Source organism: Aeromonas piscicola (assembly GCF_000820005.1).
Taxonomy (GTDB): Bacteria; Pseudomonadota; Gammaproteobacteria; order Enterobacterales; family Aeromonadaceae; genus Aeromonas; species Aeromonas piscicola.
In genome coordinates this window covers 90907-115464 of record NZ_CDBL01000090.1, presented here as the reverse complement: position 1 = coordinate 115464, position 24558 = coordinate 90907, and the positions used below count along the sequence as shown (strand labels likewise).

Below are 24558 nucleotides of genomic sequence, written 5' to 3'. Positions count from 1 at the left end.
GAGGAGGCGCATATTACGCTTCTCACTTCGAAAGTCAAGCGATTGTTTTCGCTTTTCTTTCGGCGCCTGCTTCACAAGGAAGCTGGCTCATCAGGTTGGCGTGTTCCGCCGTGCTGGTAGGGGCGCATTATAGGGAGCGGCACCGCGATGACAAGGCTTTTTTTGAAGAAAGTCACGGAAACTTCAAAATATCCAATTAGAAACAGCTTACTCAGTGTATATATACAGTGTTATCCACAAGCCGATGATTTCAGTCCTGTTTTATCATCATTTAAGTGGGTCTTCCCCCATTAAGGGATGCCATACTGGAACGGATAATGTGTCCCAAGTGGTCCATGGTAGCGCCCGGCTGGAAAGCTGGTTACCATGGAGGTGAATAGAGTGTTGCACCTTTTTTGCTTTCATTTACAAAAGGTCTTTAAAGATGAATTTATCCAAGTTTCCCGTTTATGTGCAGGCGGCCATCCTTGCCCTGGTATTGGCGCTGGTTGGTTATCTGGTTGCCCAGGCTCTGCAGTTTTCTTTGAAAGCCGAAGTGATTTTTGCTGTGGGTCTGGCCATTGGTGGTTTCATCGTGCCGCTGCTCCTTAAGCGGACACCTGCCGCCACGGCCGAACTGGTCTCCGGCCAAGAGACTTGCACCTTATATGTAGGCAACCTGCCCTATCGCGCCAACGAGATTGCCGTACGCGAGCTGTTTGCCGAACAAGGCCAGGTGATCTCTGTCCGTTTGATGAAGGACAAGGCTACCGGCAAGCGCAGAGGATTTGGTTTTGTGGAGATGCCCGCCGCCGATGCAGCCAAGGCAATCACGGCGCTCAATGACAAGGAGTATCAGCAGCGCACCCTCAAGGTACGCGAAGCCAATGACAAGCGGGATAAAGATGAGAGGGAAGGGAGCGAGGTCGACGCCTGATCCCTTGGCGGTCACGAACTAGTACCGAACCTCTTCGAGTGATGACAGCCCCCAAGCTTGCAAGGGGGCTGTCAGTTTTTGAGCTTCTGCATCCAGTCGGGTGCAATAAGCCTTGGCCTGCGCCGCAGTCAGGGAAGGCTGCTCAGCAACGGTAGTTAATAGATGTGCCACCCGTCTTGCCACGGCGTTCCCTGAATCCACCAGCTGACATCCTGGCATCAACTGCCGGATCTCGTCATTGAGTAGCGGGAAGTGGGTGCAACCCAGCACCAGGGTATCCGGCCTTTCCTCCCCTTCCATCCAGTCCGCCAGCACCTCCTGCAACAGCGCCATGTTTACCGGCCGTCCCGCCAGCTTATGCTCGGCTTCGATCACCAGTTCAGTCGCCCCCTTGAGCAACACCCGCTTGCCCGGGGCAAACTGGGTAATGAGGTGGTGAGTATATTCACGGCTGACGGTGCCCGGGGTCGCCAGCAGACCGATACACCCATTTCGGGTCAAGGCGGCAGCCGGTTTGATGGCAGGCACCACGCCGACAACCGGAATGGTCAGGGCGGCACGCAAAGATGGCAGGGCTATGGTGCTGGCCGTGTTGCAGGCAATCACCACCAGATCGATGGCATGCCTGGCCACCATGTGACTGACCAGACGGGTGCAGGCAGTAATCAACGCTGACTCGCTCAGCTCACCATAGGGGAAGTTGGCGTTGTCGAAACAATAGAAGTAGTTGTGTGCCGGCAGCGCACGGCGGATCTCGCGATAGATGGTCAAACCACCCATGCCGGAGTCGAACACTAGAATATTGGCCACCTGGCCTCCCCCTTTGGTGCAAGGCGGCGATCATACTCCCGCCTGCCGCCAATAGAAAAGGCCCTGCACATGGCAGGGCCTCGCTTTTTCTCTTCTATATATAGCAGCGCTGGCGATCAGAGGCGGTAGTCCGCAGTCAGCTTGAACTCGGTACCCGCCGATGCGTAGCCATAGGCCGGGGCATAGTCGCGATCGAACAGGTTGTCTATGCGGCCGCCCAGCGTGAGCTGAGGCGTCACCCCATAGCTGGCCCCCAGATTGATCAGGGTGTAGGAACCCAGTTCCACCCGCTCTGCCGGGAAGCTGCTGAAGTTCTTGTCATCCCGCTTGCCCACATAGAGCAGTTCGGTTGAGAGATCGACCTGGCCCAACTGCACCTGGGTCAGCCAGCTGGCCTTCTGCTTGGCACGACGCAGCAGTTGCTGGTCACCATCGTTCTTGTCTTCGGTCTTGGTGTAATCGAAGCTCAGGTCATGATGGAGCGGTCCGGTTTCCAGACCCAGCGCCACTTCCACGCCGCGGATCTCGGCATCCGTGTTGTCCGGTTTGCAGGTGGAGAACGCACTCTGGCAGGCGATCAGGTTCTGGATCTGGTTGCGATACAGATTCAACGACCAGTCCCAACCGGTATAACGACCTGTGAAGCCCAGCTCCAGGTTCTTGCTCTCTTCCGGTTTCAGATCCGGATTCTCATAACCGGGATAGTAGAGGTCGAGGAAGGTCGGCGCCTTGAAGCCTGTGCCATAGCTCAACCGCACATTGTGGTTGTCATCTATGTCCAGCCCGCTGGCGGCGGACCAGGTGTTGTGACGGCCATACTGCTCGTTGTCATCGGTGCGACCCGAAAGCTCCCACAGCAGGGCCTGCCAGCGATAGCTGCCCACCGCGAACAGACCCGTGTTGTCGCGATCGGGGGCATTGAACGCCTGACCAGAGCTACGCGAGTCGGATTTCAACTGCTCCTGCTGCCAGTCGGCGCCACCGGTCAGGTTGAGCCCCTCGACGCCGCTCCAGCTGTTGATCCAGGAGAATCGGGTCAAGCCGGTGTGGATCGGCTGGGCGCTGGATTCTCCCTTGCTCTCCAGCCAGCTCTTCAACTTGTTCTCGCCATAGCTGGCTTCCAGTCGGCTGGTCAGCGTCTCGCTCTGGAACTTGAGACCGCCATCATACTGGAAGGCCTGTACCCGGCTCTGATCGGCCGACTGATAGGCATCATCCATCTCGGTCTGGTTGTCATAACCCTGGGCGTTGAAGTCCGCACTCCAGGCATCATTGAAGGCATGATTCAGCCCGATCTGGCCGTTCAGACTGTCGAAGCCATCCCGATCCGGCTGCTGGGCATTGGCCACCACATCGAAACCATCGGTGCGCTCGTAGCCGATCATCATATTCATGTCGGTCTGCTGACCCAGGGCCTGCACGGTACGCACCTGACCCTGGCCGTAACCATTGCTGCCCACACCACCCTTCAGATGGGTCTCGCTGCCATTCTTGGCGGAGGTTTTGGTGATGAGGTTGATGACGCCGCCGATGGCATCCGCGCCATAGACAGCAGCGCGCGGACCACGGATGTACTCGATGCGCTCTATGTTGCCCAGCGGAATTTGGCTGAGGTCTGGTGTGCCGGCCACCATGGCGGCGATGGGGCGCCCATTCATCAGCACCAGCGAATGGTTGGAGTTGGTACCGCGGATGAACAGGCTGCTCATGTGCCCTCGCCCACCCAGCGTGGTGATCTGCACACCTGGCAGCGTCTTCAACAATGCTGGCAGGCTCTGCACCTGACGGGATTCGATCTCGGCGCGATCGATCACCACAACGGGTGCCAGAACTGTGCTGATGGGTTGTTCCACCCGGTTGGCGGTGATCACCAGAGTAGGATTGACGGGGATGGTCGTCTGGGCGAAAGCCGCCGTTGGCAACAGGGCAGCCACCAATAATTTCTTGGACATGAGAGATCCTTAAGTTCGCGTAAGCATCTACTTCGTGGCCGGTTTCTCTCGGCCCGAAATACGAACTTTGGCAGGTCTTCGGGCTGGGGGGCTGATGGCCTACGGCGACGGCTTCCCACCTGACGGCAGTGCCCTGATGTCGCTTCGTTCCCCCTTACCGCTGCGCGCCAGCTCCGGATTTTCACCGGATTCCCTATTAAGCATGATGCGCCAAAGCGGGGGGATTATAGGAAAGGGCGGCACAAGAGTATAGATATTTAGCCATCTATACGTCTTTTGATGAAAGAAAAACCTGAGCCCACCGGGCTCAGGTTTCATGTCGTCATCGAGCGAGGAAAACCCTCAATCGGTGCAGAGCGGCTTGGGAGCCGGCAGACGTATGGTGAGGGAGAGCACCAGCGCCACCACCATCAGCACCAGGATCAGGTTGAAGGTCGCCATGAAGCCGCCAAACAGGGAGGCCACGATGGAGCCAATGATACTGCCCAGACCGAAGCCCAAGTAGATGACGCCGTAGTTCTTGGTCAGGTTGTTGAGACCGAAGAAGTCACTCACCAGCGAGGGGTAGACGGTGATGGTGCCACCGAAGCTGAAGGCCACACAGGCCACCGCCACGAAGAAGAGGTTGGCATTGAGCGGCACGAACAGCAGCAATCCCATGCCACCGAGCGTGATCAGCTGGGCTATGGTGATGACCCGGATGCGGGACATCTTGTCAGACAGAATACCCAATACCAGTCGACCACCCAGGTTGGCCATGGCGATGATGGCGACCGCATTAGCGGCAACCGCAGTCGACAGACCCACCATGTTCTCGCCTATATCCTTGGCCACGCCGATGACGTAGAGGCCGCTCATGCAGGCGGTGAGGAACATCAGCGCCAGCATCCAGTACTGCGGTTTGCGCATCGCCTCGGCCAGGGTGAAATCACGGCTCTCGGTCTGCTGCGCCGAAGCGGCCTGCTTGGGTGCATCCTTCATCAGCATGCCACCCACCAGCACCATGGACATGGCGATCAATCCCCACAGCTGGAAGGTCGCTTCCAGGCCGTTGTTGGAGAGCAGCAGCAGGTTGATGTACTTGAAGCCGAGGCTGCCCAGGCCATAGGCACCGATGGAGCAGGCGGAGATGAGCCCCTTTCGCTCCGGGAACCACTTCACGCAGTTGGAGAGCGTCATCAGGTAGCCGGTACCGTCGGCAAACCCCACCAGAATACCGGCGCAGAGGTAGAGCATGGCCAGATTGCTGGCGTGGGCGGTGAGGAAGAAGCCGATGCCGAGCAGCACGCCGGCGCCCAGGGTGACATTGCGCACCCCGAACCGCTCCTGCAGCTTGCCCGCCATGGAAGAGGCGACCGCCAGCGACAGGCTGAGCAGACCGAAGGCAAACGCCACCTGGCTGACCGGCTCGTCCAGCTTGTCGGAGAGCTGGGCGTTGAACAGGCTCCAGGTGTAGACGGAACCCAGCGCAAACTGGGTAATGATGGTACCTATCAGGGTCAGATAGCGGGTGCGATTCATCTCTTTGGTCATGATGCGTCTCGGTCGATGGCCTTAAGGAAATTGAGGCCACTATAGGCAAGACGCAACTCGTGCCAGCCGATTAAGGCATGAAATGCAGATCGGCAGGAATGAATGACAATCAGAGCCGCATCAGCTGACGGAACGCCTTGATGTTGCTGCGACTGACCGGCACCTCGAACGGCAGATCATGGAGCCGGATGAGATAGGTGCTGTTGAACCAGGGCACTATCTCGCGGATCTTGTTGATGTTGACGCAGTAGGATCTGTGGCAACGGAAGAAGCCCTCCGCAGGCAGCCGGCTGACAAACTCGCTGATGGTCATGGTCATCACGTAACGATCGGTGCGGGTGTAGACATAGGTCAGCTTTTCGTCCGCTTCCGCATAGTAAATCTGCTCGCAGGGGGTGACTATGATGCGCTCCCCCTTCACCAGATTGACGGTGCGATTCTGCGGGCTGCTCCCCTCGCCCCCCTGCACCGGCGGAGACTTGCCCGCCAGCTCGAGCTTTTGCAGCAGATTGATGATGCGCGGCTCGTTGTAGGGCTTGAGGATATAGTCGAACGCCTCCAGCTCGAACGCTTCCACCGCAAACTCCTTGTAGGCGGTGACGAAGACGATGTGGGGCGGATGGCTCGACTTGTGCAGGTTCTTGGCCAGCAGCAGGCCATCAATGGAGGGGATCTGGATATCCAGAAACACCACGTCCACCTCGTGATCCTGCAAGTATTTGAACGCCTCCAGTCCGTCCTCGAAACTCGCCACTATCTCGATCTGGCTATGCTGGCCCACCAGATAGGCCAACTCCTCCCGGGCCAGATATTCATCTTCGACAATAATGGCTTTCAACATGGCATCGCCTCCTGATCCGGCAGATAGAAACAGACTTCAGTACCCGGTTCCAGCCGCCTTAGCTGCAGGCCGTCACCGTACAACAGCTTGACCCGCTGATGAACGTTCATCAGGCCTATGCTGCGGCTCTCCACCCGACCGGCGGCCACGCCGTCGATCACAGCCTGACTGATGCCGTAACCTGTATCGCGCACAGCCACCCGAATCCCCCCCGCCAGCTGTTTCACCTCGATGGTGACCCGGCCCGGGGCGCTGCGGGGCTGGATGCCGTGCAGAATGGCGTTTTCCACCAGCGGCTGCAACAGCAGGCTCGGCACCTGGATGTGGACGTCATCCACCTCGAACACCACCTCCAGTTTGTCGCCGAAGCGGGCCTGCTCTATGGCGATGTAATCGCGCACCTGCTGCAGCTCCTCCTGAATGTCGATGAGCTCGTCCCCCTTGTTGAGGTTGTAGCGCAGATAGTCCGCCAGATTGGCAATGAGCTGGCGCGCCTGCTGGGGGCGTATGCGGATCAAGGATGAGATGGCGTTGAGGGCATTGAACAGGAAGTGCGGGTTGATCTTGCTCTGCAGGGCGGTGAACTCCGCCTTGCGGGTCATCTCTTTCAACTGCTCAATGCGCGACACCTCCATCTGGGTGGAGATGAGCTGGGAGAGGCCCACCGCCATCTCTCGCAGAGAACTGGTAATGCTGTGAGTGCGGCGATAGTAGATCTTGAGGGTGCCGCTGACGGCGCCGTTTTCCCGCAGCGGAATAATGATGACAGAGTGAAAATCGGAGAGGTGATACTGGCGCAGATCGTTGTTGATGATGATCTGGTCCAGCAACACGGCCCGCTGGGTCATGTCGCTGATGGCGTGGTGCTCGTCCAGCTCGTAGTAATCCTTGCCCACCCCCACATAGGCCAGTACGTCGCGGGTATCTGTGATGGCCACCGCATCGGCATGGATCTCGTTACAGATGACGCCGCACACCTGGCCAAGGGAGTGGCGATCGACCTTCTGGAAGAAGGGCAGCGTCTTGTTGGCGATATCCAGCGCCAGCTTGGCCTGCTTGGCGGCAATCAGCTCCTTCTCGTCATCCAGATCCTGCACCAGCTTGATGATGAGCCCGATGCAGAGCGCCCCGGCGATCATCGGATAGGCGATGTGGCTGACGATCTCCACCCCCACCTCATGAGGTTCGGTCAGCAGCCATATCAGCAACATGGTCAGCCCCTCGCACAACATGCCCGCCAGTATGCCGTAGAGCCAGAGTCGCGACTTGCGGCAGCGCAGGTGCAACCAGGTGGCGAGCAGACCGGCAATGATGCTGGCAATGAGACAGGGGATCGAGGTGTGACCATCCATGTCGATGAGGTAGCGGTGCAGGCCCGAGATGACCCCGGCCGGAATGCCGACCCAGGGGCCGAACAGGATACCGCCCGAGATGATGGCGATGATCCGCACGTTGATCAGCGCCCCCTCCACCGGAATGCCGGTATAGGTACTGAACACGGCGAACAGGCCGAAGATGGAGGCGACCAGCACCAGCTCGGCCGGGGTGTGATCACGCTTCTGGAACAACCGCTGGAACGGTCTTGTACGGGTCAGAAAGAACAAGGTCATCAGCATCAGCGCCGCCCGTTCAAACACCGCCAACAACATCATCTGATTTTCGAGCAACACCCGCACCTCTCTTGCATACAAAAAACCAAAGCTGTGCATTGTGCCACTCAAGGTCGGTCTAAGCTTTTTCTAATGCGCGCCGATAGAGAAATTGATCCCATTCGGGGCCCAAACAAGAGAGGGTAAATCATGAAAACACACATTTTTCTGCTTGTGCTTCCTGCACTACTCATCCCTGTCGCCCCCCATGCCCAGACGGTGGGCAAGACAGTGAGTTGGCAGGCGAGCGCCAGCAAATACAGCCAATCATCAGTCAGCTTGCAGCATCCGGGACAACAAGTAATCTCCACCGCCAATCCAGCAGAACAGGTATTGGCCGCCAAACTAACCGTATCGGATTCAGGGCTCATGCTGAAAGCCAGAGCGATTAACGTGGCAGCCGGAACCCCTGATGTCATCCTCAACGGCAAGACCCTAACTAGTCATTATCAAATGCTGCCAATCACTGAACACTATTACCTTGGCTATCACCAACATGCCCAACAAACAGAGAGCGTCATCGAAAGCGGGTACGAACTGATTACCTACTGGCGTTCATGACTTGAGCTGAATGGAGGGGGCGCAAATCCCCCCTTCACGTCATTTTCTCCCAATAGCGAATCCCCTCCTGAAGCTGTTGGTACATATGCTGCACCTGTCGAAGGGCACTTGGCATACACAGAGGTAATCGGGAAGATTGTTCCCAGGCAATGCAGCACGCGACCAATCCATCTGCACCTATGATACGGGCACCGCCCTTGAGACGGTGTAAATTGGCTAGAAAAGCCTGGTTGTCCCCTGTCTGGCTGGCCTTTGCGAGGGCGGCCAGGTCATCATCCGCAGCCCGCAGAAACTCCATCAACAAAGGCGCTGCGATTTCAGGCTTACCTGCCGTCAATGGCCCCAGTCTTTGATTGATATTATTAGCAATTTCAGCAGGTAGTGTATCAACATAGCCCGTTGTGTGGATCGAGATGCATTGCCTCAACTCATCCAGACTGACTGGCTTGAACAAGCAGTCGTCCATACCTGCCTCCATCGCCCTCTGGATCTGCTCCTGGCGGGCATCGGCCGTCAAACCGATGATAATGGCACGTTCACGGCGTTCATCATGCTCCTGTTGGCGATAACGGGTTGTGAATTCCAGCCCGTCAATATCAGGCATATTGAAGTCGGTGATGATGATATCTGTGCTCTGTGTCATTAAATGCTGCAGCGCCGCTCTACCTGAATCAACTGCCTGCACCTCATGTCCAAGAAAAGCCAGCTGTTGAGTGACCAATAGACGGTTGGTGGGATGATCATCGACAATTAAAACCTGATACCCCTGAACTTCAGATGGCTCTTCGCTCACATGCTTGCTCTCATTGCCGGACATTGGCAAGACATTCACAAATGGTAGCTTGAGGTGCACAGATACCGTTGTTCCTTGCCCAATTTCGCTGTCAATGTACAACTCCCCTCCCATCATCTGGCAAAGCGTTCGGCTGATCATCAACCCGAGGCCGGTGCCGGACTTCTGTATATCCGTGGGCTGACTTGCCTGGGTGAAGGGCTGAAAAAGCAGCTTCAGATCCTGTTTGCTAATACCGATACCACTGTCCGTTACCCTCACCCTCACATCGCACCATGAACCTGCTACGTCACACTCCACAGCCAGATCAACGCCTCCCTTTCGGGTAAATTTAATGGCGTTGCTAACCAGATTGGAAAGGATTTGCTTATACCGGATAGGATCCACCAACACTGTCACATCACCTTGACAGGTCAGGGTCAAGGTCAAACCTTTCTGGCGAGCAACTGCAGAAAAAACATTGATGACTGCTCTACCCAACTCACTAATTCGATGAGGGGATGGCGACAACTCAAGCTTGCCAGATTCTATTTTGGAGAGATCAAGAATATCACCAATTAGCCCCAACAAGTCATTGGACGATTGATAGACTACCTGAATAGCGCCCCTATCGTCGTCATTCAGTCCGCCTTTACGTAGGGTCAATTCAAGCAAACCGATAATGGCATTCATGGGAGTTCGAATCTCATGGCTCATTGTCGCCAAGAATGTCGACTTGGCACGACTGGCCTCAGCCAACTCGTGAAGCAGTGACATTCGCTCGCTAATGTCGATCCAACCACCGACAACACCCTGTATCTCTCCCGATAAATCACGGTATACCTGCAGCCAATGATATATATCAATCTCACCATGCGGCAAGGTCAATCGATAATCACCATCTCGTGGAAGCCCATAATCAAGTGTTTTTAAGAAGATATCGTTCAGTAATTTAATAGCAGGACAAATATCTTCAATGTCTGACAAGGTAGAACCCATCAAATCACTTTTGCTAATATTTAAGAAATTTGCGTAACTATCATTGCATAGAATTATTCTGCCATCCCGCCCTCTGGCATATATTGGATGAGGAGTACTTTCAACCAGCTCTTCAACAAATTTAAGCTGTGTTCCCAAAGCGACTTCCGCGGCCTGACGCTGCTTTACCTCACGACGCAGCAATAACCCCCAAAATAAGCCACCTAAGAAGATGACTATCACCACCAGAAAGATCACTCCATACTCACGAATTACTCCTTGCCACGTGATATTTTCATTTCTGGCATTGACACGCCACATTGTAGCCAACCCCTCCAACTCATCTGGCGGGATATGAGCCAATACCTTGTCTAGAACGGCCACCAATTCTGACTGTGAGGGTAGAGCTGCAAAGCTAGCTCCGATTGGTTTCGAATCGAACAACTCCCCTGCAATATGTAGTGAATCTGAAAACTGAGAATTAATGAAAAACTTGGCACCACGAAGTGGCAAGACGATGACATCACATCTTTTTCTTGCCACGCATGCCAAAGCATCATCAATTCTATCAAAAAAAACATCATCTCTCGCCTTAAGTTTTCGCCTGACCTCTATTGACGCAATGAATCCATTTACCCAAGCAACTCTGGATAATCTAAGTAATGCCTCAGGATCAACACCTTTATTATCCTCATGAGTAATATAGACCAATGGGTCCAGAGCAAAAGCACGAGTGAAAATGAATTTCTCTAAGCGTTCTACATTAGGTGTCATGATCATCAGGTCGGCATTTCCTGATTCAACCATGGCTACCTGCTCCAGTGTTGTCGACACCGGCAGTATATTTACTTGTATACCAAGCTTTGCTCTTATCACCTGTGATATATCTGCAACCACTCCGTGCAAATTACCCTTTTCATCCACAAAACTCAGTGGTGGTGTGCGAGTGTTCACAGCAATACTAATCCCATCTCTCTTATTGACCATTTGCCACTGTTCTTTGGTCAATGGTATCGCATCAGAATGGATAGATAAGCCACCACCACTCCAGCGCTTCAGGATGGAGCTTACATGCATGTCAGAAATAGATAACAGTGAAGTGTTTAATATTTTCTTTAAAACTTCATTACCTTGCCTAATACCAAAGGAAAAGCCTGATGTATCTGCATAAATTGGTCTAACCAATTGGATGCTATCTTGATGAAATTTATTTACAATAAAATTCCCTGAAATCATATCTATCAGAACGGCGTCAGCTTTCCCGTATGCAACCGACGCTACTGCCGCATACCTGGAAGAGTATAGGTCGACCTTGACCCCTGGTAGATACCTCAACAACTCAGAGAAAGGCAAATAAGATTCCGCAACAGCAACACGTTTTATCTCTTCATCACCAATACCAAACCGCTTATATATGGCTGGCTCGTCCATAATATAGGGTTTTGTTAAATCCAGTCTCTCGCCAGCCTCATAGCTGTTAGATGACCCAATAAAATCTGCGTCACCTGTTCTAACAGCCTCTATAGCAACATCTCGTGATGGATACAGTTTTGCAACTATATCCACCTTCAATACGCCAGATAATATTCCAATGATATCAGCAGTCACTCCTTCATATATCTTTGCTCGCTGAGTGATATCCATCGGTGGATTGTCAGGAATAGGTACGGCCAATATCAGTTTTTTTTTCTTGTTTAGCCACGTTGACTCTGATTCAGTTAAGGACACATTTAGCTTATGGTAATCTGGCAATGACTCCCTTGAGAATACTGACATTGTATCAGTGGAATAAGCAACATGAGTAGATAACAATGTCACTATGCAACACAAAAATAAAGGCCACGCTCTGCATGTCATTGCCTTTCCCCTCAAATAACCATGTATCGTTTCGCAAATTCGATAAGTTCTACCATATTATTTACTTGCAGTTTTCGCATAACGCGACTTTTATAGGTGCTGATTGTCTTTTCACTCAGCAACATATTGTTTGCAATTTCTTTGTTACTGCACCCCTTGCATAGGGAAAGAAAAACGCTCATCTCTCTGTCGGACAATGATAACAATGCATCATCACTGTTGACATTTGAAATTCGGTTACCTTCAGATGTTATTTCGTCAGGAAAGTAACGTTTCCCAACAAGACACGATCTGATCGCTGAACACAGCAGTGTTAAGTCATCCATCTTTGATATAAATCCATCAGCTCCCGCCTGGAAACAGCGAGACATGATGTGATTGCCATCTTGGGCGGATAATACAACAATGAGTGACTGACTATTACTCTTCTTGATTCTATTAATGACGTCGATCCCATCAAGCTTGGGAATCCCTATGTCCAGCACAACAATATCTGGCATTGAAGCCCTCACAACTTGAAGCGCGTCAATTCCATTGTCAACTTCACCGCATATATGAAAACCCTCTGCCAACAACAATATCTTGACAGCCATTCTTATAGCTGGATGATCATCAACAATTAGCACTGTTTTCATATAAACCACCTACTCACATACTGTTATATATAAATTTAAAATTCTCTTCTAGAGAAAGATAACATTTTAAAAAATACACGTTTTCCATTAATCACCACCATATGTCGACTCAGTAACGACCAATGTAAGGTGCCTACACTACCGCCCCCACACATACATGGAGAGCAGAACCTCATTACATATGCCCATAAACAGATAGTGAATGTAACGGTTACTCCTACACGGAAAAAATGTAGCTAAATTGTTGCAATCAAATTGATTGGCGTCATTTGCTGCCAGTGTTTGTACATAATCATCACCATTCCATGTGCATACATAATACAAAAAGCCACCAGCAAGTCTGAACTCTAACTATATCATCCTACAAGTTAAGAATTTTCTTACAGAGACTCTTATGGTCATCCTGATGCTCAAACTTTATGCTTAATAACGTTAGCTGCTTAACATCCTCAACGACAGCTAATCCATGCAAAGCACGAGGGTATGGGAAGGGATAGCACGTCATTTCTGGTAAATGGATGACCCTATATCCCTACTACATTCGATATATGTAATAGATCGGGTATAAAAATGAAAAAAGCACTTATCGCAGTGGTCCTCGCCAGTTCAGGGATCTCCTTCGCACACGCAGCCACTGTAGCTCCCACAGCTACCGCAACTTGGAAGGCAACAGCCAAGAAAGATACCACCTCAATGCTTGTGGTAACGCCACTCAGCAGTCTGGCATTCCAGTACGCAGAAGGCATCAAGGGGTTCAATACCGTTGATGGCCTGTTTGACGTCTCCATCAAGGGAGATGCCAGTGCCACCGACTTTACCCTGAAAGCCAAAAAGCTGAGCGGCACTCTCAACCACCTGAGCGGTGGATCGACAGTCGATGTGGGCGTCATGTGGCAGGGAGCACCAGTTGGCACCAGTGCCTACACCACCTTGATTGACAGCGCAGCCGGCATTACAGGAGGCAACCTCGCTCCGCTGGCGGCCGGTTTCAAGGATGACACCCAGAGTACCACTGCACAGGGTGCTTTCAGCTTCAATATCGAGAAAGCCACTGTGAATGGTGCTGATGCCGCTTTCGACATCCTGCCCGACGGTCAGTGGAATGGCGAAGTCAGCGTTGAATTCATCGCCAGCTGGTCCTGATCCAGCCTTGCTGCATAAAGGGGCCTTTGGGCCCCTTTTCTATCCAGGATGATGCACATGCTTACCAGAATGCTATTTATCCCGCTATTTATTTATCCTCTTGCAAGTCACGCAGTCAATGTAGGAAGCATCACCACCTTTATTGATGTCGGTGTGCAGGAAGTATCCAAAGAGATTGAAAACAATAGCGATCAGGCCCGCCTGGTCACCGTCTCCGTCTCCCGCATCTCCTCGCCTGAAGAGAACGGTGTAGCGGTTCCGATGGAGGATGGCGAACTGCTGCTCTCACCGGCACGCATGATGTTGCCCGCCAGAGCAAAAAATAACGGGCGCTTTTTCTATAAAGGACCGGCAGACGACAAGGAGCGCTACTACCGCATCACATGGCACGATACGGCCTTGTCCATGGATGAGCTGCGCAATGAACGTCGCCAGGCCGTTGCCACCACATCTGCCATCGTTGGCACCATTCTGGTGGTCACCCCACGTCGCAGCCATTTTGATTACGCATTACAGAACGGTGAGCTTATCAATCGGGGCAATGCCTCGTACCGGGTCGTCGCGTATGGCGTGTGCCGCGACAAACCAAGTGAGCAGTGCAAAGAGACCTATTACGACCTGCCGGGCAAACACCGGGCCTTCAAGCGTGTCAACATCCATCACGACAAGAGCCACCTTGGCCTCTGGCTCGGACCTGAATTCGTGGTCGTCAAGTAACGCTCATTCTTTTGAGCTTTGGATTGTGGAACCCATATGTCCCCTCCGATCGCCGCCTCCGGCCTGCTTGTGGTGCTCTGTTTTCTCGCAATGTCGGCTCGCGCCGACACTGCGACACCACTGCGCATTGCCAATGTTCTCATTCCTGCCAGCTTTGCCCAGGCACTGCAGGACGGTCTTGCTGTGCCCGTCCGCCTTCAATATGCAGATGCCGGCCATCAGATTGATACGCTGACCGATGAGGCCATCGGCAATGCCACCTTGCTGCTGCAGGGCGGCAAGCTGCATCTACTGAACATTGATTTCAGTGTCGGCCAACAACAGGCCCTGCTGAACGACAAGCTGACCGCCATGCTAGCCAGTGAGCAGATGCGCACCTTTTCTACGGACGGTACCTTGCTGATCGATGACAATGCCAGCATGCAGCTTGACCTGGTTGCCATGTTATTGACCATAAGAGTATCCCGATCAGCATTCGGCCGGGCACAGCAGCAAGACGATCGCATCACCTTGACTCCAACTGTCGATACGCTGACAGGGGTGCATCGCTACAACCTGGGTTACTCATTTGCCCGCAACAGGAACGGCGGCCACAGCGATTCCAACTTCCTGCAGCTGGACAGCATGGTCGGGGCAGGATCACATCACCTAGCCATGAATGCCTCGCTTTATAACCTCGGTGAACCAGAGCAGAGCGGGGATATCTATCGTGCCATGTATGAACGGGATTTCGATGATCGTCGCGTCGCAGCCGGCATGGTGTCGACGTGGGATTTGCAAACATTGGGCGTGGTGACAGGTTTGACCACTGGCCGTATTTATGGTGCCTCTTATGGTAACCAGGCCCAATCTCGCAAGCAGAACGCCAACCAGTCCACCACCCCGATACAAGTCTTTATGCCAGCCAACGGCGAAGTCCGTGTCTATCGGGATGGACGCCTGATTGGCCTGCAAAACTTAGCGATCGGCAACCAGAACATAGATACCTCATCCTTCCCCAGCGGGGTCTATAACGTTACCGTCGAGGTCTATGTAGACGGACGCCTGACCGACACCAGCACCCAGCGTGTCACCAAACTGGGCAGCAGGATGGGATTCACCCAGGAGTGGGGATGGCAATGGTGGGGGGGGGTGATGGAAGACTCTCATGACGGTGGCGATTCTCCCCTGCTTGGCCTCTCGCTGGCCCGCACACTGGAGACGCTCGAACTGGCCACCACCGCCTATGGCTTCAAGGACGCAGCCGTCGGAGAGGCCAGTACAAGCTGGCAGGCAACCGATCGAATCACTGCCCAGCTGCAAAGCATGCTGGCCACCGATCATTCATGGCGCCTTGCTTCCAGCCTCTCGCTACAAGCCCATGACAACGCCTCGCTCTGGGTCAGCCAGGAGAAACTGAAAACTGGCAACGCCTTGACGGTCGGCGAGAGCGAGCTTTATTCCGCAGGCATCACGCTCAACCTGGGGGGATGGGTCACTGGCTTGGGTCAGCTGACATTCAATACCACTCACGACAGTCAGATGAGCCGTGATCGCAGTTATATGGATTACTACCAGCACCTCTATGCGGGTCGGTTCGGCAATTTGTCGCTGCGTGCCAGTCTGCAAAGCGACGGCAGCCTGTTCAATGACTTCAATAACAAGAGCATCACGCTGGACTACTCGATCCCGTTCGACAACCTGTTCAGCTTGGGCATGAGCAGCAATGAGCAAGGTCAGACGACGGCAAACCTCAACTACCAAAAACGTATGGATGGCGTCATCAACTTGGCATCGTTTAACGCATCGAGAATGATGCATGGCAGCGATGACCGCGATATGGCGCTCTCTGGCACATTGGGTTTCGAGCACAGAGTGATAGGCGGCACCATGACCTTGGGGCGTGGAGAGAGCGGTGATGTCAACGGCAACCTCATTGCTCGTGGTGCACTGATCACTGCGGATGGATCGCTCCTCGCCTCCCATCAAAGTACCGCAGGTTCAGGCATCGTCGTCCAGACCGGGCTCGGCCAAGACGGGCAGATGCTGGCCAAAGTCAATGGCCAGGATTACCCCTTACTGGGGGAACAGACCTTTCTGGCCCTGCAGCCCTATCAGGAGTATGAAATCGAACTCCTTAACAGCAAGACGGGCAGAGACAGCTATGACATCAATACCGGCAAACAGCGTTACGTCCTGTTTCCCGGCAATGTGGCCACCCTGGATGCAAGCAGCACCATCAAAGAGATGGTCACCGTTTTTGGCGTAATGCGGGCCGAGGATGGCAGCCCGCTGGCCAACGCTCGCATCGACAACCATATCGGCACCGCCATGACGAATGCCGCCGGTGAATTTTCTTTGGATGTTGATAAAAATCATCCAACACTAACGTTTAAACATGGCGATAAATTTTGCGAAGCGGATATGGATCTTTCAAGTCACACAGGAGCAGCCTGGGTGGGTGATGTTCTGTGCAAAGGGCTGGAAAGTTACGTAATGAGATGATTACTTTACACAGGTATCAAGATGACAATAAAGCGACCAAGCCTATTTCTTTTTTTTATATTTTTAATCTCGCCGACTGTGCATGCGGTCAATGTCACTATTCTGCCACCTGCGCAAAGCAAATTTATTACCGTGGAGGATAGAGATAATATTTATATTGGTGCACTATCAAATGGAGCTAGAATCACAGGTTCAAGTAACTTTACAACTCATCCTGATCACGGGGGCCTGTCATATCTTTCTGATGGTGAAGATAGAACCATCCCGGGTGCACCATGGGGTTTTATGTACAACATAGAGGTATGGGAAGACAACCCTGTGGTGAATTCCCCTTACTTAGGCTTGCATTGCTGGAAATATCAGAGCAGCTGCCAGTCATCTATCTTTGAGGCAGGCAACACCTTAATTAGAACGGACGGATTCCGTCTAAACACAAAGGATAGGGATGCGCGCCTGATAAACCCAAGAATAAGCCAAGGGTACATGAACTACCTTAATAAAATGCCAGTAGGGAATAAATTCACCACCAATATAAATTACTGTTGGGCAGTGACTTTCTTAAGCGGCGCCAACTGCACAACAGTCAGTAATATTGAAGCCAACAACAACCGCTGGCATAAAAAAAGCGTCACCTTTATTAAGGAAGGTCATCTTCGTCTGTATAACAGCATGGTGTCCGTTGACATCATGATTTCAAATAGCGGTGAATTTTATGTTTTACCCGGTTCCCGTGACTGTGAATCATCGGTGATCGCGGGTAACCAAGGTGTTGCATGCCGCTTCCTGACCCATGAACTGACTCTGGCCTCAGCTATAAATATCGATATGCTGTCGCTCACACCCAGTATTAAAGACAGTAGATTGGCCTCTCTCTCACAGAGTGACTTTCAAATAAGCACCGATAAGAACACTTGGTATAAGCAGGGCTCCAAGATGCCTTTTAGCCAATTAAACAAGTCAAATGCTGTTTATATCTTCATGTCAAAGAATGTGATAAAAGAGATTTCTAAGATCCCCCCCCCTCGACGCCTGGTCAACATGTTCAGCTTGATTGTAAGCAATGAGCTTCATCCGGGCAGCGGCTTCTATGAGATAAAAGGCTCCACCGATGTCAATTTTACCAGCAGACAGATGTCAGTAGCCATCAGAGAAAAAAATGGGCTAACCCACCCGGTTAAAAGCGGCACAGTGGGCCGCGACAAACTCGAATTCGAATATCTGATCACTGAGTCAGCCAGTGTTCCCTCTGAATCACTGGAAGTATCTGTTAGGCAAGATATGGGCTCACCATTCAATAAAAACTGTACTTTCTATCCACCCAACAATGTCACTCAGAGCATGGCTGTTGAAGTTCCGGCTAAAATACAATTCACTGACCGAATTGGCTCATTCAAGAATATTTTTGCTCAAGTTTATTGTGATGGCACACCATTGGACCTAAGGAAATTAGGCATAGTTGAAACTCGCTCATCCATCCCATGGGCAGAATCCGATAGTGTTGCGGGGGCTATCCGCTTCTATGACATCAGTCTGCTATTTGACCTCAGACCCAAGAGTGTCACTCAGACTGTTGGGGGGGAGCAGTGGGAAGGGGAAGTGTATCAGAGTGGTACCATCAGTGTGAAAAGCGTATGGAAGTGAAAATATGATGCGAAAACTACTCAACGCGCTGATACTAATAGCTTTTTCTTGGCCAACTTTTGCCATAGATATAGGGTCTGCCACCACCATAATGGAACCCTCAATTGACTTTTTGACCAAGACAGTCACCAACAACAATGAGACAACGAAGATATATGAAGTACAGGTTAAAAAAATTACCAATCCAACGGTAAATGGTCTGCCGATAGACATGCCGGCAGGGGAGCTTTTATATTCACCAAAGCGGTTTGTGCTACGAGACGGACAGCAGCAGAATGTCAAAGTCTTCTACAAAGGAGAGCCAGACCATCAGGAGCGATATTATTGGCTGACCTTCATTGAATCACCCGCAGCACAGTTGGCGACGAAGGAAGAAACTGCAGCCACTGGGACCCAAGAGATGAAACTGGCCCTACAGTCCATTCTGGTGGTTCGCCCACGCCAGGTCCATTTTCAATACCAGCTCAATCAGACAGAAGGGAATATCATCAACACCGGCAATACCTACTTCGAGTTTATGGTCAAACAAGGCTGTGAGCAGTCTGACATTGAAGCCGACAGCAAGTACCTGCTGCCCGGCGAGACCTATCGCAACACCAAGATCAGCCAGTCTGGCAACCAGAAGCTGATCGTCTATCAGTCACGCTTCATCGCAGTTGGCAAGGACTGCTGGCCAGATTAACCCTTGCTCTCGACTAAAGAACTGCGGTCAAGAGAACACCTTCTCCCGTACCTACCTGACCGTCTCTTTGAATATCCGGCTGGCATGCTCTGGCTCTATATGGGCAACAAGTGCGGGATCGGGGCAATAGAGTCTGCGACTGCGCAAGCGGTGGATATCCTCGCCGGCAAAAGCCCGTTTATTGGTAACAAAAATGGCGTAAACGTTCTGGTAGATACTGGCTCGATTGCGTTTGGCAAGCTCGGTTGCCACTCGCCACAAGGTATTCCCACCTGTGTCGATCAGACATTTACCCTGCTTTTCATATACCAGAACCGGTGGGAGTGGCGGTGGCGCCGAAGGTGCAGTCACGCAGGACTGGGCAGGAATGGTTGCACTGAGCAGCGGTCGACCCGGTAAAGACCAATAGAGAATGCTGCCGTCTGTCAGCCATTGGCAGGGCAGCGCCACCCGCAAAGTGAAAAGCCGTTCCAGTACTATGTTGTTCAGAGGCTCAAACTGTTCACCACGGCGCAGCAGCAATTCCCCATCCAGACTCGGACTTATCAATGTCATGCGCAGTACGCCCTGCTGGTAACTCTGGAACGAGAAGGTTTCAGTGGCCACTGAAAAGGGAGTCGTGGTCAACATGACCAGCAGCAGTAGAGATTGACGCACCATGGGTGAAACGGGATCCAAAAACCCCTATTGGATCAGGTCGTCAGTCCCCTAACAAGGGTGGCCAGCCAGTTTCAGAATGGCCTTACGCGGCGGGTCCCCGGCATCATCAGGTAGAGCTATCGAAAAAGCTCAGGACGACAGGGTCGCCAGCCTCACCGCAAATCCCATGAAGAAGAGGCCGATGAGGCCATTGCCGAGGCGGGCAGCGGTTTGTCTCTGGCGGAAGAAGCGGGCCATCAGGGTGCCACCGAAGATCAGCAGGGTCAGATAGACGAAGCTCATGGCCTCCAGCATGCCCGCCAGCACCAGATAGGAGAGCCAGGTGTGGGCATAGTTGAAATCGATGAACTGCACGAAGAAAGAGACGTAAAACAGGATCGCCTTGGGATTGGTGAGGCTCAGGGTCAGCGCCTTGGTGAAGTAACGCTCGCCGTGCTCGACCACAGACGCCTGTCCTTCCCGCCTGGCGATGAAGTTGGCGTGGAGGATCTTCACCCCCAGATAGAGCAAGTAGAGGGCACCCAGGTAGCGCACCAGGGTAAACAGCAAGGGGGTGGTGCGGATGAGGGAGGCGATGCCCAGATAGGCGCAGAAGATCAGGATGGCGTCGCCGACGAAAACCCCGAGGGCCGCCTTGTAGCCGGGGCCGACGCCGCGGCTCGCCCCGGTGCGCAGCACATAAATCGAGTTGGGCCCCGGCGCTATGATGATGAAGAAAAGCCCGACCAGATAGGTCCAGACGTTGATGACTCCGAGACTTTCGAACATGTTCCCTCCATGGCGGGTGCTGACCCGGTTAGCGCTGCGGCAAGATTTCCATACTAATCCGCCGCCCGCCAAGTACAAGCTCCTATCAGCAGTATTGCCCCGCCACCCAACCCGATGACCAGGCCCACTGGAAGTTGTAGCCACCAAGCCAGCCGGTCACGTCCACCACCTCGCCGATGAAGTAGAGGCCAGGCACCTTGCGCGCCTCCATGGTTTTGGAGGAGAGCTCGTTGGTATCCACGCCCCCCAGCGTCACCTCGGCGGTGCGATAGCCTTCGGTACCATTCGGCAGGATCTGCCAATCTCCCAGCAGGGTGGCGATGGCCTCCAGCTCCCGCTCGTTGTACTGACGCATGGGCTTGTTGATGAGCTGACCCAGCTCTACCAGCTTGTCGACGAAGCGCTTGGGCAGCTCGCGTCCCAACACCGTCTTCAGCTCCTGCGCGGGATGGGCCTGCACCCATGCCTTGAGGGCCGCAGGAATATCCAGCTCGGGCAGCAGGTTGAGGTGGATCTTCTCCCCCGCCAGCCAAAACGAAGAGATCTGCAGTATCGCGGGGCCCGAGAGGCCGCGGTGGGTGAACAGCATGGCCTCCTTGAAGCGGGTGCCATCCTCGGCGGTCACGGCCACCGGCAGGCTGACCCCCGCCAGATCGGCAAAGGCCTCCTTGTCGGCCTGATGCAGGGTGAAGGGCACCAGACCGGCGCGGGTGGGCAGCACAGCAAGGCCGAACTGCTCCGCCAGCTTGAAGCCGTAGGGGGTGGCGCCAAGCTTGGGCATGGAGAGGCCGCCGGTGGCTACCACCAGCGAGTGGCAGCTTATCTCCCCCTTGCTGGTCGCGAGCATAAAGCCGTCATCAGACTTGCTGACACTAAGGATCTCGGTCTGGAACTGCAGGGTGACACCAGCCCAGTCGCACTCGGTGAGCAGCACATCGACTATCTCCTTGGCGCTCTCGTCACAGAACAGCTGGCCCAGGGTCTTCTCGTGGTAGTTGACCCCGTGCCGGTCCACCAGATCGATGAAATCCTGCTGGGTGTAGCGCGCCAGCGCCGACTTGCAGAAATGGGGATTGCCCGAGAGAAAGGCGTGCGGCCCGGTCTGATGGTTGGTGAAGTTGCAACGACCGCCACCGCTGATGAGGATCTTGCGGCCCGGCTTCTTGGCGTTGTCGAGCAACAACACGGATCGGCCCCGATAGCCCGCCTGCTGGGCACACATCAAACCGGCCGCACCGGCCCCGATCACCACCACATCAACCTGCTTCATCATCGCTCACTCATCCAAAGAAAAACGGCACCTTTATACGAAAGACCGTCATTGTACCCAGCAGAAACCACCGCAGTGGTTTCATGGCAGCATCAATAGAAAACGGCCCCTATACGAGGGGCCGTTATTGTACTGGCTGAACACTAAGTGTCCACGACTATCAGGCGTTGCCATCCATGACGCTGGCAGGGGCGCCCTTGGCCAGCTCGGCCAGCTCCTTGTCGATGAAGTAGAGACCCTTGCCATCCTCGCCCACCAGCGACAGACGGTCGACGATGCTCTTGAACAGCTTCTCCTCTTCATGCTGCTCGGCCACGTACCACTGCAGGAAGTTGAAGGTGGAGTAGTCCTGGGTGGTGAACGCCACATGGGCCAGACCGTTGATGCACTTGGTGATGTGGTACTCGTGCTCCAGGGTGGTGCGGAAGATGTCACCCAGCGAGTTGAACTCGTGGGGAGGCGCATCTATGGCACCCAGCATCGGCATGGCGCCGGTCTCGCTCACGTAGGTGAACAGGCGCTCCATATGCTGGCGCTCCTCGACCGCGTGCTGGCGCAGGAAGGTGGCGGCCCCTTCGAAGCCCTTGTCCTCGCACCAGGCGCTCATCTGCAGGTAGAGATTGGAGGAATAGAATTCAAGATTAATCTGCTCGTTCAACTTCTCGATCATGGCTTTGGCCAACATGCTGATTCTCCACTGTGATTTGGTCACGATTGTCGCCACTGTTTCATCATGAATCAACCAGATACGGTGGCCCCAGCTCTCAGTTGTGACAGCTTTTCACCTCATCCTATCCCCCATACGGTTATAGAGAAGCAAAGAAACATGGTGTAGGTGGATTCAGCCATTATGATGGCCCCAGTGGTCGGGGAAAGGATTCAATGAGATTCATAATGGCACTGGCACTGCTCTGGATAACCCAGCTGCAGGCCACTCCCTCCTTGCTGGAAGAGGCTGAATTGCAGGCGGCGCGCGATCCCGTCGGCTATCTGCGGCGCCTCGATGCCCACCCGCAGCAGGATATGGAGCTGTTTCATGCCAGAGCCCTGGCCCAGGCAGCGCTGGGGCGCTATCCACAAGCCCTGCTCGACAACGCCCGGGCGCGCGGGCTGGCCAGCGCCCAGCAGGAAACCCTGCGCCTGCTCGACTTCAGGTTGCAGCAGATAGCCCTCACTCTGGATACGGAGGCGCCGGATCAGGCCCTCGCCCTGCTGGCACAGCTCAAGCCAGCCGTCGCCGACCACCCTGTGCAGGAATCCGAGTGGCATGCCCTGAACGGGCTCGCTCTCTATCGCACCCAGCAGTTGAAAGAGGCGATCGCCGAACTCAAGACCGCCTTCCAGCTCAAGCGAGCCGCCCCGGACAACCCCATTTCCAGCCTGCAGTGCGCCCGCCTGCTGATGACCCTCGGCAACCTCTATGCCGACCTGAGCCTGGCCAAGGAGGCTGAAACCTATTATCAGGAAGCCTTGCAACTGATGGTGAAGCTGGACGAGCCCAACAGCCAGACCATCATCCGGGCCAACATGGCGCGGCTCTACATAGATACGGATCGCCCCGCCCAGGCGCGGCAACTGCTCGACGGCCTGCTGGCCACCCCGGATCTGGCTCCGGACTATCGCGCCATCATGCTCGGCTATCAGGCCATGGCGTTCAATGCAGAGGGCAACTGGGCGGGTGCCCTGCGCAGTCTGGACGAGGCGCAGGCACTCTATCAGCAGCTGGGTTACCCGGAGGCGGGGGTGCGGCTGCTCGAGACCCGGGCCTTGGCGCTGCAAGGCCGCGGCGAGAAGCAGCTCGCGCTGCAGCTGCTGACGTCCCAGGGGCAAGTCAGTGTCAGCAGCAAGGCGCTGCAAGCCAGCCTGCTGGCTGATCAGGGCCGCTATCCCGAGGCCTATCAGGCGCTGACCGACTACATGAGCGACTACAAGCAGCACTTCAACCAGACCCTGAGCCAGCATGCCACCGCCTTCCAGGCCGAGATGGATCTGGCCCGCAGCGAAGCCAGCAACCGGGCGCTGCAACAGGAGAACGAGCGCAAGCGTCAGCAGTTGCTGCATCAACAGAGTGCCCGCAATTATCAGCTGGTGCTGGTCGGCCTGCTGGCCGGTGCCCTGCTGCTGCTGGGGATCACCACCCACAGGCTGCACCGCAGTTCACGCCACCTCTACAAGCTCGCCACCTTCGATCAGCTGACCGAGCTGCCAAACCGCCGCGCCCTGCTGGAACGGCTGGCAATCCAGTGGCAGCAGGAGGGCCCGCTCACCCTGCTCATCATCGACATAGATCACTTCAAGCAGATCAACGACCGCCATGGTCATCAGGCGGGGGACAGGGCGATCCAGCGGCTGGCGCGGGAGCTGAGATCCTGGGTGCCCGACCTGCAACTGGTCGGACGCTGGGGAGGTGAGGAGTTTCTGGTGGCGGTGCCGCTGCCGGCGGAGGATTGCTGGCATCTGGCCGAGCGGCTGCGCCAGCGGATTGCCCAGCTGGACAACCCCCGCATGACCATCAGCATCGGTGTCGCAGGGCGCTCGCTGGCCGACGAGGGGCTGGGCCAGCTCATTCACCGGGCCGACATGGCCATGTATCAGGCCAAGCGCCAGGGCCGCAACCAGACCATATTGGCAACGACCCCTTCGGCGCAGGATGAACTGGCCAGCAGCGTGGCCTGATGATCAGCCCAGC

20 protein-coding genes and 1 riboswitch are annotated in these 24558 nt (G+C 54.3%); of the genes, 9 read left to right on the top strand and 11 right to left on the bottom strand.

What is annotated here, in order from left to right:
* Positions 1 to 200: hypothetical protein (locus tag BN1128_RS26090; protein WP_209428616.1), on the top strand; the 200-nt coding region annotated here is incomplete at its 5' end.
* A gap of 224 nt (positions 201 to 424) precedes the next feature.
* Complete coding sequence (locus BN1128_RS23900; RefSeq protein WP_042036224.1) at positions 425 to 916, top strand: RNA recognition motif domain-containing protein; 492 nt, start codon at positions 425 to 427, stop codon at positions 914 to 916.
* 18 nt (positions 917 to 934) lie between these two features.
* Here the strand turns inward: BN1128_RS23900 and murI are convergent, their stop codons facing one another.
* The 5 genes from murI to BN1128_RS23875 form a co-directional block, all read right to left on the bottom strand.
* Positions 935 to 1726 carry a glutamate racemase gene (gene murI / locus BN1128_RS23895; protein WP_042873621.1) on the bottom strand — a complete coding sequence of 264 codons (792 nt, stop codon included), beginning with the start codon at positions 1724 to 1726 and terminating at the stop codon, positions 935 to 937.
* A 116-nt stretch (positions 1727 to 1842) separates the two neighbouring features.
* Positions 1843 to 3678, bottom strand: coding sequence for a TonB-dependent receptor domain-containing protein (locus BN1128_RS23890; RefSeq protein ID WP_042873618.1), 1836 nt, complete (start codon positions 3676 to 3678; stop codon positions 1843 to 1845).
* Positions 3679 to 3730: 52 nt separating this feature from the next.
* Positions 3731 to 3908: riboswitch (cobalamin riboswitch) on the bottom strand.
* A 112-nt stretch (positions 3909 to 4020) separates the two neighbouring features.
* The gene (locus tag BN1128_RS23885; RefSeq protein WP_042873615.1) at positions 4021 to 5211 is read right to left on the bottom strand and encodes an L-lactate MFS transporter; all 1191 of its coding nucleotides are present in this window, start codon (positions 5209 to 5211) and stop codon (positions 4021 to 4023) included.
* Between the two features lie 109 nt (positions 5212 to 5320).
* Positions 5321 to 6052: a LytR/AlgR family response regulator transcription factor gene (locus tag BN1128_RS23880; protein WP_042873613.1), complete on the bottom strand. Its 732-nt coding sequence runs from the start codon at positions 6050 to 6052 to the stop codon at positions 5321 to 5323.
* Positions 6046 to 7719, bottom strand: a complete 1674-nt coding sequence (locus BN1128_RS23875; RefSeq protein WP_005321693.1) for a sensor histidine kinase — start codon at positions 7717 to 7719, stop codon at positions 6046 to 6048. The genes BN1128_RS23880 and BN1128_RS23875 overlap by 7 nt, the downstream gene beginning before the upstream one ends.
* A 132-nt stretch (positions 7720 to 7851) precedes the next feature.
* On the opposite strand from BN1128_RS23875, the gene BN1128_RS23870 reads away from it, so the two are divergent.
* The gene (locus tag BN1128_RS23870) at positions 7852 to 8262 is read left to right on the top strand and encodes a hypothetical protein (protein WP_042873611.1); all 411 of its coding nucleotides are present in this window, start codon (positions 7852 to 7854) and stop codon (positions 8260 to 8262) included.
* Positions 8263 to 8296: 34 nt separating this feature from the next.
* Here the strand turns inward: BN1128_RS23870 and BN1128_RS23865 are convergent, their stop codons facing one another.
* Both BN1128_RS23865 and BN1128_RS23860 read right to left on the bottom strand, forming a co-directional pair.
* Positions 8297 to 11764 (bottom strand): ATP-binding protein, encoded by a 3468-nt coding sequence (locus BN1128_RS23865; protein ID WP_167335832.1) that lies wholly within the window; start codon positions 11762 to 11764, stop codon positions 8297 to 8299.
* A 116-nt stretch (positions 11765 to 11880) separates the two neighbouring features.
* Positions 11881 to 12504: a response regulator transcription factor gene (locus BN1128_RS23860; RefSeq protein ID WP_042873606.1), complete on the bottom strand. Its 624-nt coding sequence runs from the start codon at positions 12502 to 12504 to the stop codon at positions 11881 to 11883.
* A 570-nt stretch (positions 12505 to 13074) separates the two neighbouring features.
* Here BN1128_RS23860 and ecpA point away from each other — a divergent pair.
* Genes ecpA through BN1128_RS23835 form a run of 5 tightly spaced genes read left to right on the top strand, consistent with a single transcriptional unit; the run spans position 13075 to position 19171 of the window.
* On the top strand, positions 13075 to 13647 hold the full coding sequence (gene ecpA / locus BN1128_RS23855) for a common pilus major fimbrillin subunit EcpA (RefSeq protein WP_042873604.1): 573 nt from the start codon (positions 13075 to 13077) through the stop codon (positions 13645 to 13647).
* Between the two features lie 57 nt (positions 13648 to 13704).
* Positions 13705 to 14364: an EcpB family pilus assembly chaperone gene (locus BN1128_RS23850; protein ID WP_042873602.1), complete on the top strand. Its 660-nt coding sequence runs from the start codon at positions 13705 to 13707 to the stop codon at positions 14362 to 14364.
* Between the two features lie 36 nt (positions 14365 to 14400).
* The gene (locus BN1128_RS23845; protein ID WP_042873600.1) at positions 14401 to 16848 is read left to right on the top strand and encodes a fimbrial biogenesis outer membrane usher protein; all 2448 of its coding nucleotides are present in this window, start codon (positions 14401 to 14403) and stop codon (positions 16846 to 16848) included.
* 21 nt (positions 16849 to 16869) lie between these two features.
* Positions 16870 to 18489 (top strand): hypothetical protein, encoded by a 1620-nt coding sequence (locus BN1128_RS23840; protein WP_156140685.1) that lies wholly within the window; start codon positions 16870 to 16872, stop codon positions 18487 to 18489.
* A gap of 4 nt (positions 18490 to 18493) precedes the next feature.
* Entirely contained in the window at positions 18494 to 19171 is a 678-nt protein-coding gene (locus BN1128_RS23835; protein WP_156140683.1) for a fimbria/pilus periplasmic chaperone, read from the top strand.
* 51 nt (positions 19172 to 19222) lie between these two features.
* Here the strand turns inward: BN1128_RS23835 and BN1128_RS23830 are convergent, their stop codons facing one another.
* The 4 genes from BN1128_RS23830 to ftnA all read right to left on the bottom strand — a co-directional run bounded on the left by BN1128_RS23830 (position 19223) and on the right by ftnA (position 22554).
* The gene (locus BN1128_RS23830; protein WP_042873596.1) at positions 19223 to 19831 is read right to left on the bottom strand and encodes a LysM peptidoglycan-binding domain-containing protein; all 609 of its coding nucleotides are present in this window, start codon (positions 19829 to 19831) and stop codon (positions 19223 to 19225) included.
* Positions 19832 to 19960: 129 nt separating this feature from the next.
* On the bottom strand, positions 19961 to 20599 hold the full coding sequence (leuE, locus tag BN1128_RS23825; RefSeq protein WP_042873593.1) for a leucine efflux protein LeuE: 639 nt from the start codon (positions 20597 to 20599) through the stop codon (positions 19961 to 19963).
* An 85-nt stretch (positions 20600 to 20684) separates the two neighbouring features.
* A complete protein-coding gene (locus tag BN1128_RS23820) occupies positions 20685 to 21869 on the bottom strand; it encodes a BaiN/RdsA family NAD(P)/FAD-dependent oxidoreductase (RefSeq protein WP_042873635.1) in 1185 nt (394 codons plus the stop codon).
* Between the two features lie 160 nt (positions 21870 to 22029).
* Positions 22030 to 22554: a non-heme ferritin gene (gene ftnA, locus BN1128_RS23815; RefSeq protein ID WP_042873592.1), complete on the bottom strand. Its 525-nt coding sequence runs from the start codon at positions 22552 to 22554 to the stop codon at positions 22030 to 22032.
* Positions 22555 to 22763: 209 nt separating this feature from the next.
* Between ftnA and BN1128_RS23810 the strand changes: the two genes are divergently transcribed.
* Positions 22764 to 24545 carry a diguanylate cyclase domain-containing protein gene (locus tag BN1128_RS23810; protein WP_042873590.1) on the top strand — a complete coding sequence of 594 codons (1782 nt, stop codon included), beginning with the start codon at positions 22764 to 22766 and terminating at the stop codon, positions 24543 to 24545.
* Positions 24546 to 24558 lie beyond the last annotated feature (13 nt).

Excerpts from the sequence above, each read along its gene's own strand:
- BN1128_RS23820 (WP_042873635.1), bottom strand. The coding sequence starts at position 21,869 with ATGAAGCAGGTTGATGTGGTGGTGATCGGGGCCGGTGCGGCCGGTTTG.
- BN1128_RS23845 (WP_042873600.1), top strand. The coding sequence starts at position 14,401 with ATGTCCCCTCCGATCGCCGCCTCCGGCCTGCTTGTGGTGCTCTGTTTT.
- leuE (WP_042873593.1), bottom strand. The coding sequence starts at position 20,599 with ATGTTCGAAAGTCTCGGAGTCATCAACGTCTGGACCTATCTGGTCGGG.
- BN1128_RS23810 (WP_042873590.1), top strand. The coding sequence starts at position 22,764 with ATGGCACTGGCACTGCTCTGGATAACCCAGCTGCAGGCCACTCCCTCC.
- BN1128_RS23835 (WP_156140683.1), top strand. The coding sequence starts at position 18,494 with ATGATGCGAAAACTACTCAACGCGCTGATACTAATAGCTTTTTCTTGG.
- BN1128_RS23850 (WP_042873602.1), top strand. The coding sequence starts at position 13,705 with ATGCTTACCAGAATGCTATTTATCCCGCTATTTATTTATCCTCTTGCA.
- BN1128_RS23880 (WP_042873613.1), bottom strand. The coding sequence starts at position 6,052 with ATGTTGAAAGCCATTATTGTCGAAGATGAATATCTGGCCCGGGAGGAG.
- ecpA (WP_042873604.1), top strand. The coding sequence starts at position 13,075 with ATGAAAAAAGCACTTATCGCAGTGGTCCTCGCCAGTTCAGGGATCTCC.
- BN1128_RS23890 (WP_042873618.1), bottom strand. The coding sequence starts at position 3,678 with ATGTCCAAGAAATTATTGGTGGCTGCCCTGTTGCCAACGGCGGCTTTC.
- BN1128_RS23860 (WP_042873606.1), bottom strand. The coding sequence starts at position 12,504 with ATGAAAACAGTGCTAATTGTTGATGATCATCCAGCTATAAGAATGGCT.
- BN1128_RS23840 (WP_156140685.1), top strand. The coding sequence starts at position 16,870 with ATGACAATAAAGCGACCAAGCCTATTTCTTTTTTTTATATTTTTAATC.
- BN1128_RS23830 (WP_042873596.1), bottom strand. The coding sequence starts at position 19,831 with ATGGTGCGTCAATCTCTACTGCTGCTGGTCATGTTGACCACGACTCCC.
- BN1128_RS23885 (WP_042873615.1), bottom strand. The coding sequence starts at position 5,211 with ATGACCAAAGAGATGAATCGCACCCGCTATCTGACCCTGATAGGTACC.
- BN1128_RS23870 (WP_042873611.1), top strand. The coding sequence starts at position 7,852 with ATGAAAACACACATTTTTCTGCTTGTGCTTCCTGCACTACTCATCCCT.
- BN1128_RS23900 (WP_042036224.1), top strand. The coding sequence starts at position 425 with ATGAATTTATCCAAGTTTCCCGTTTATGTGCAGGCGGCCATCCTTGCC.
- ftnA (WP_042873592.1), bottom strand. The coding sequence starts at position 22,554 with ATGTTGGCCAAAGCCATGATCGAGAAGTTGAACGAGCAGATTAATCTT.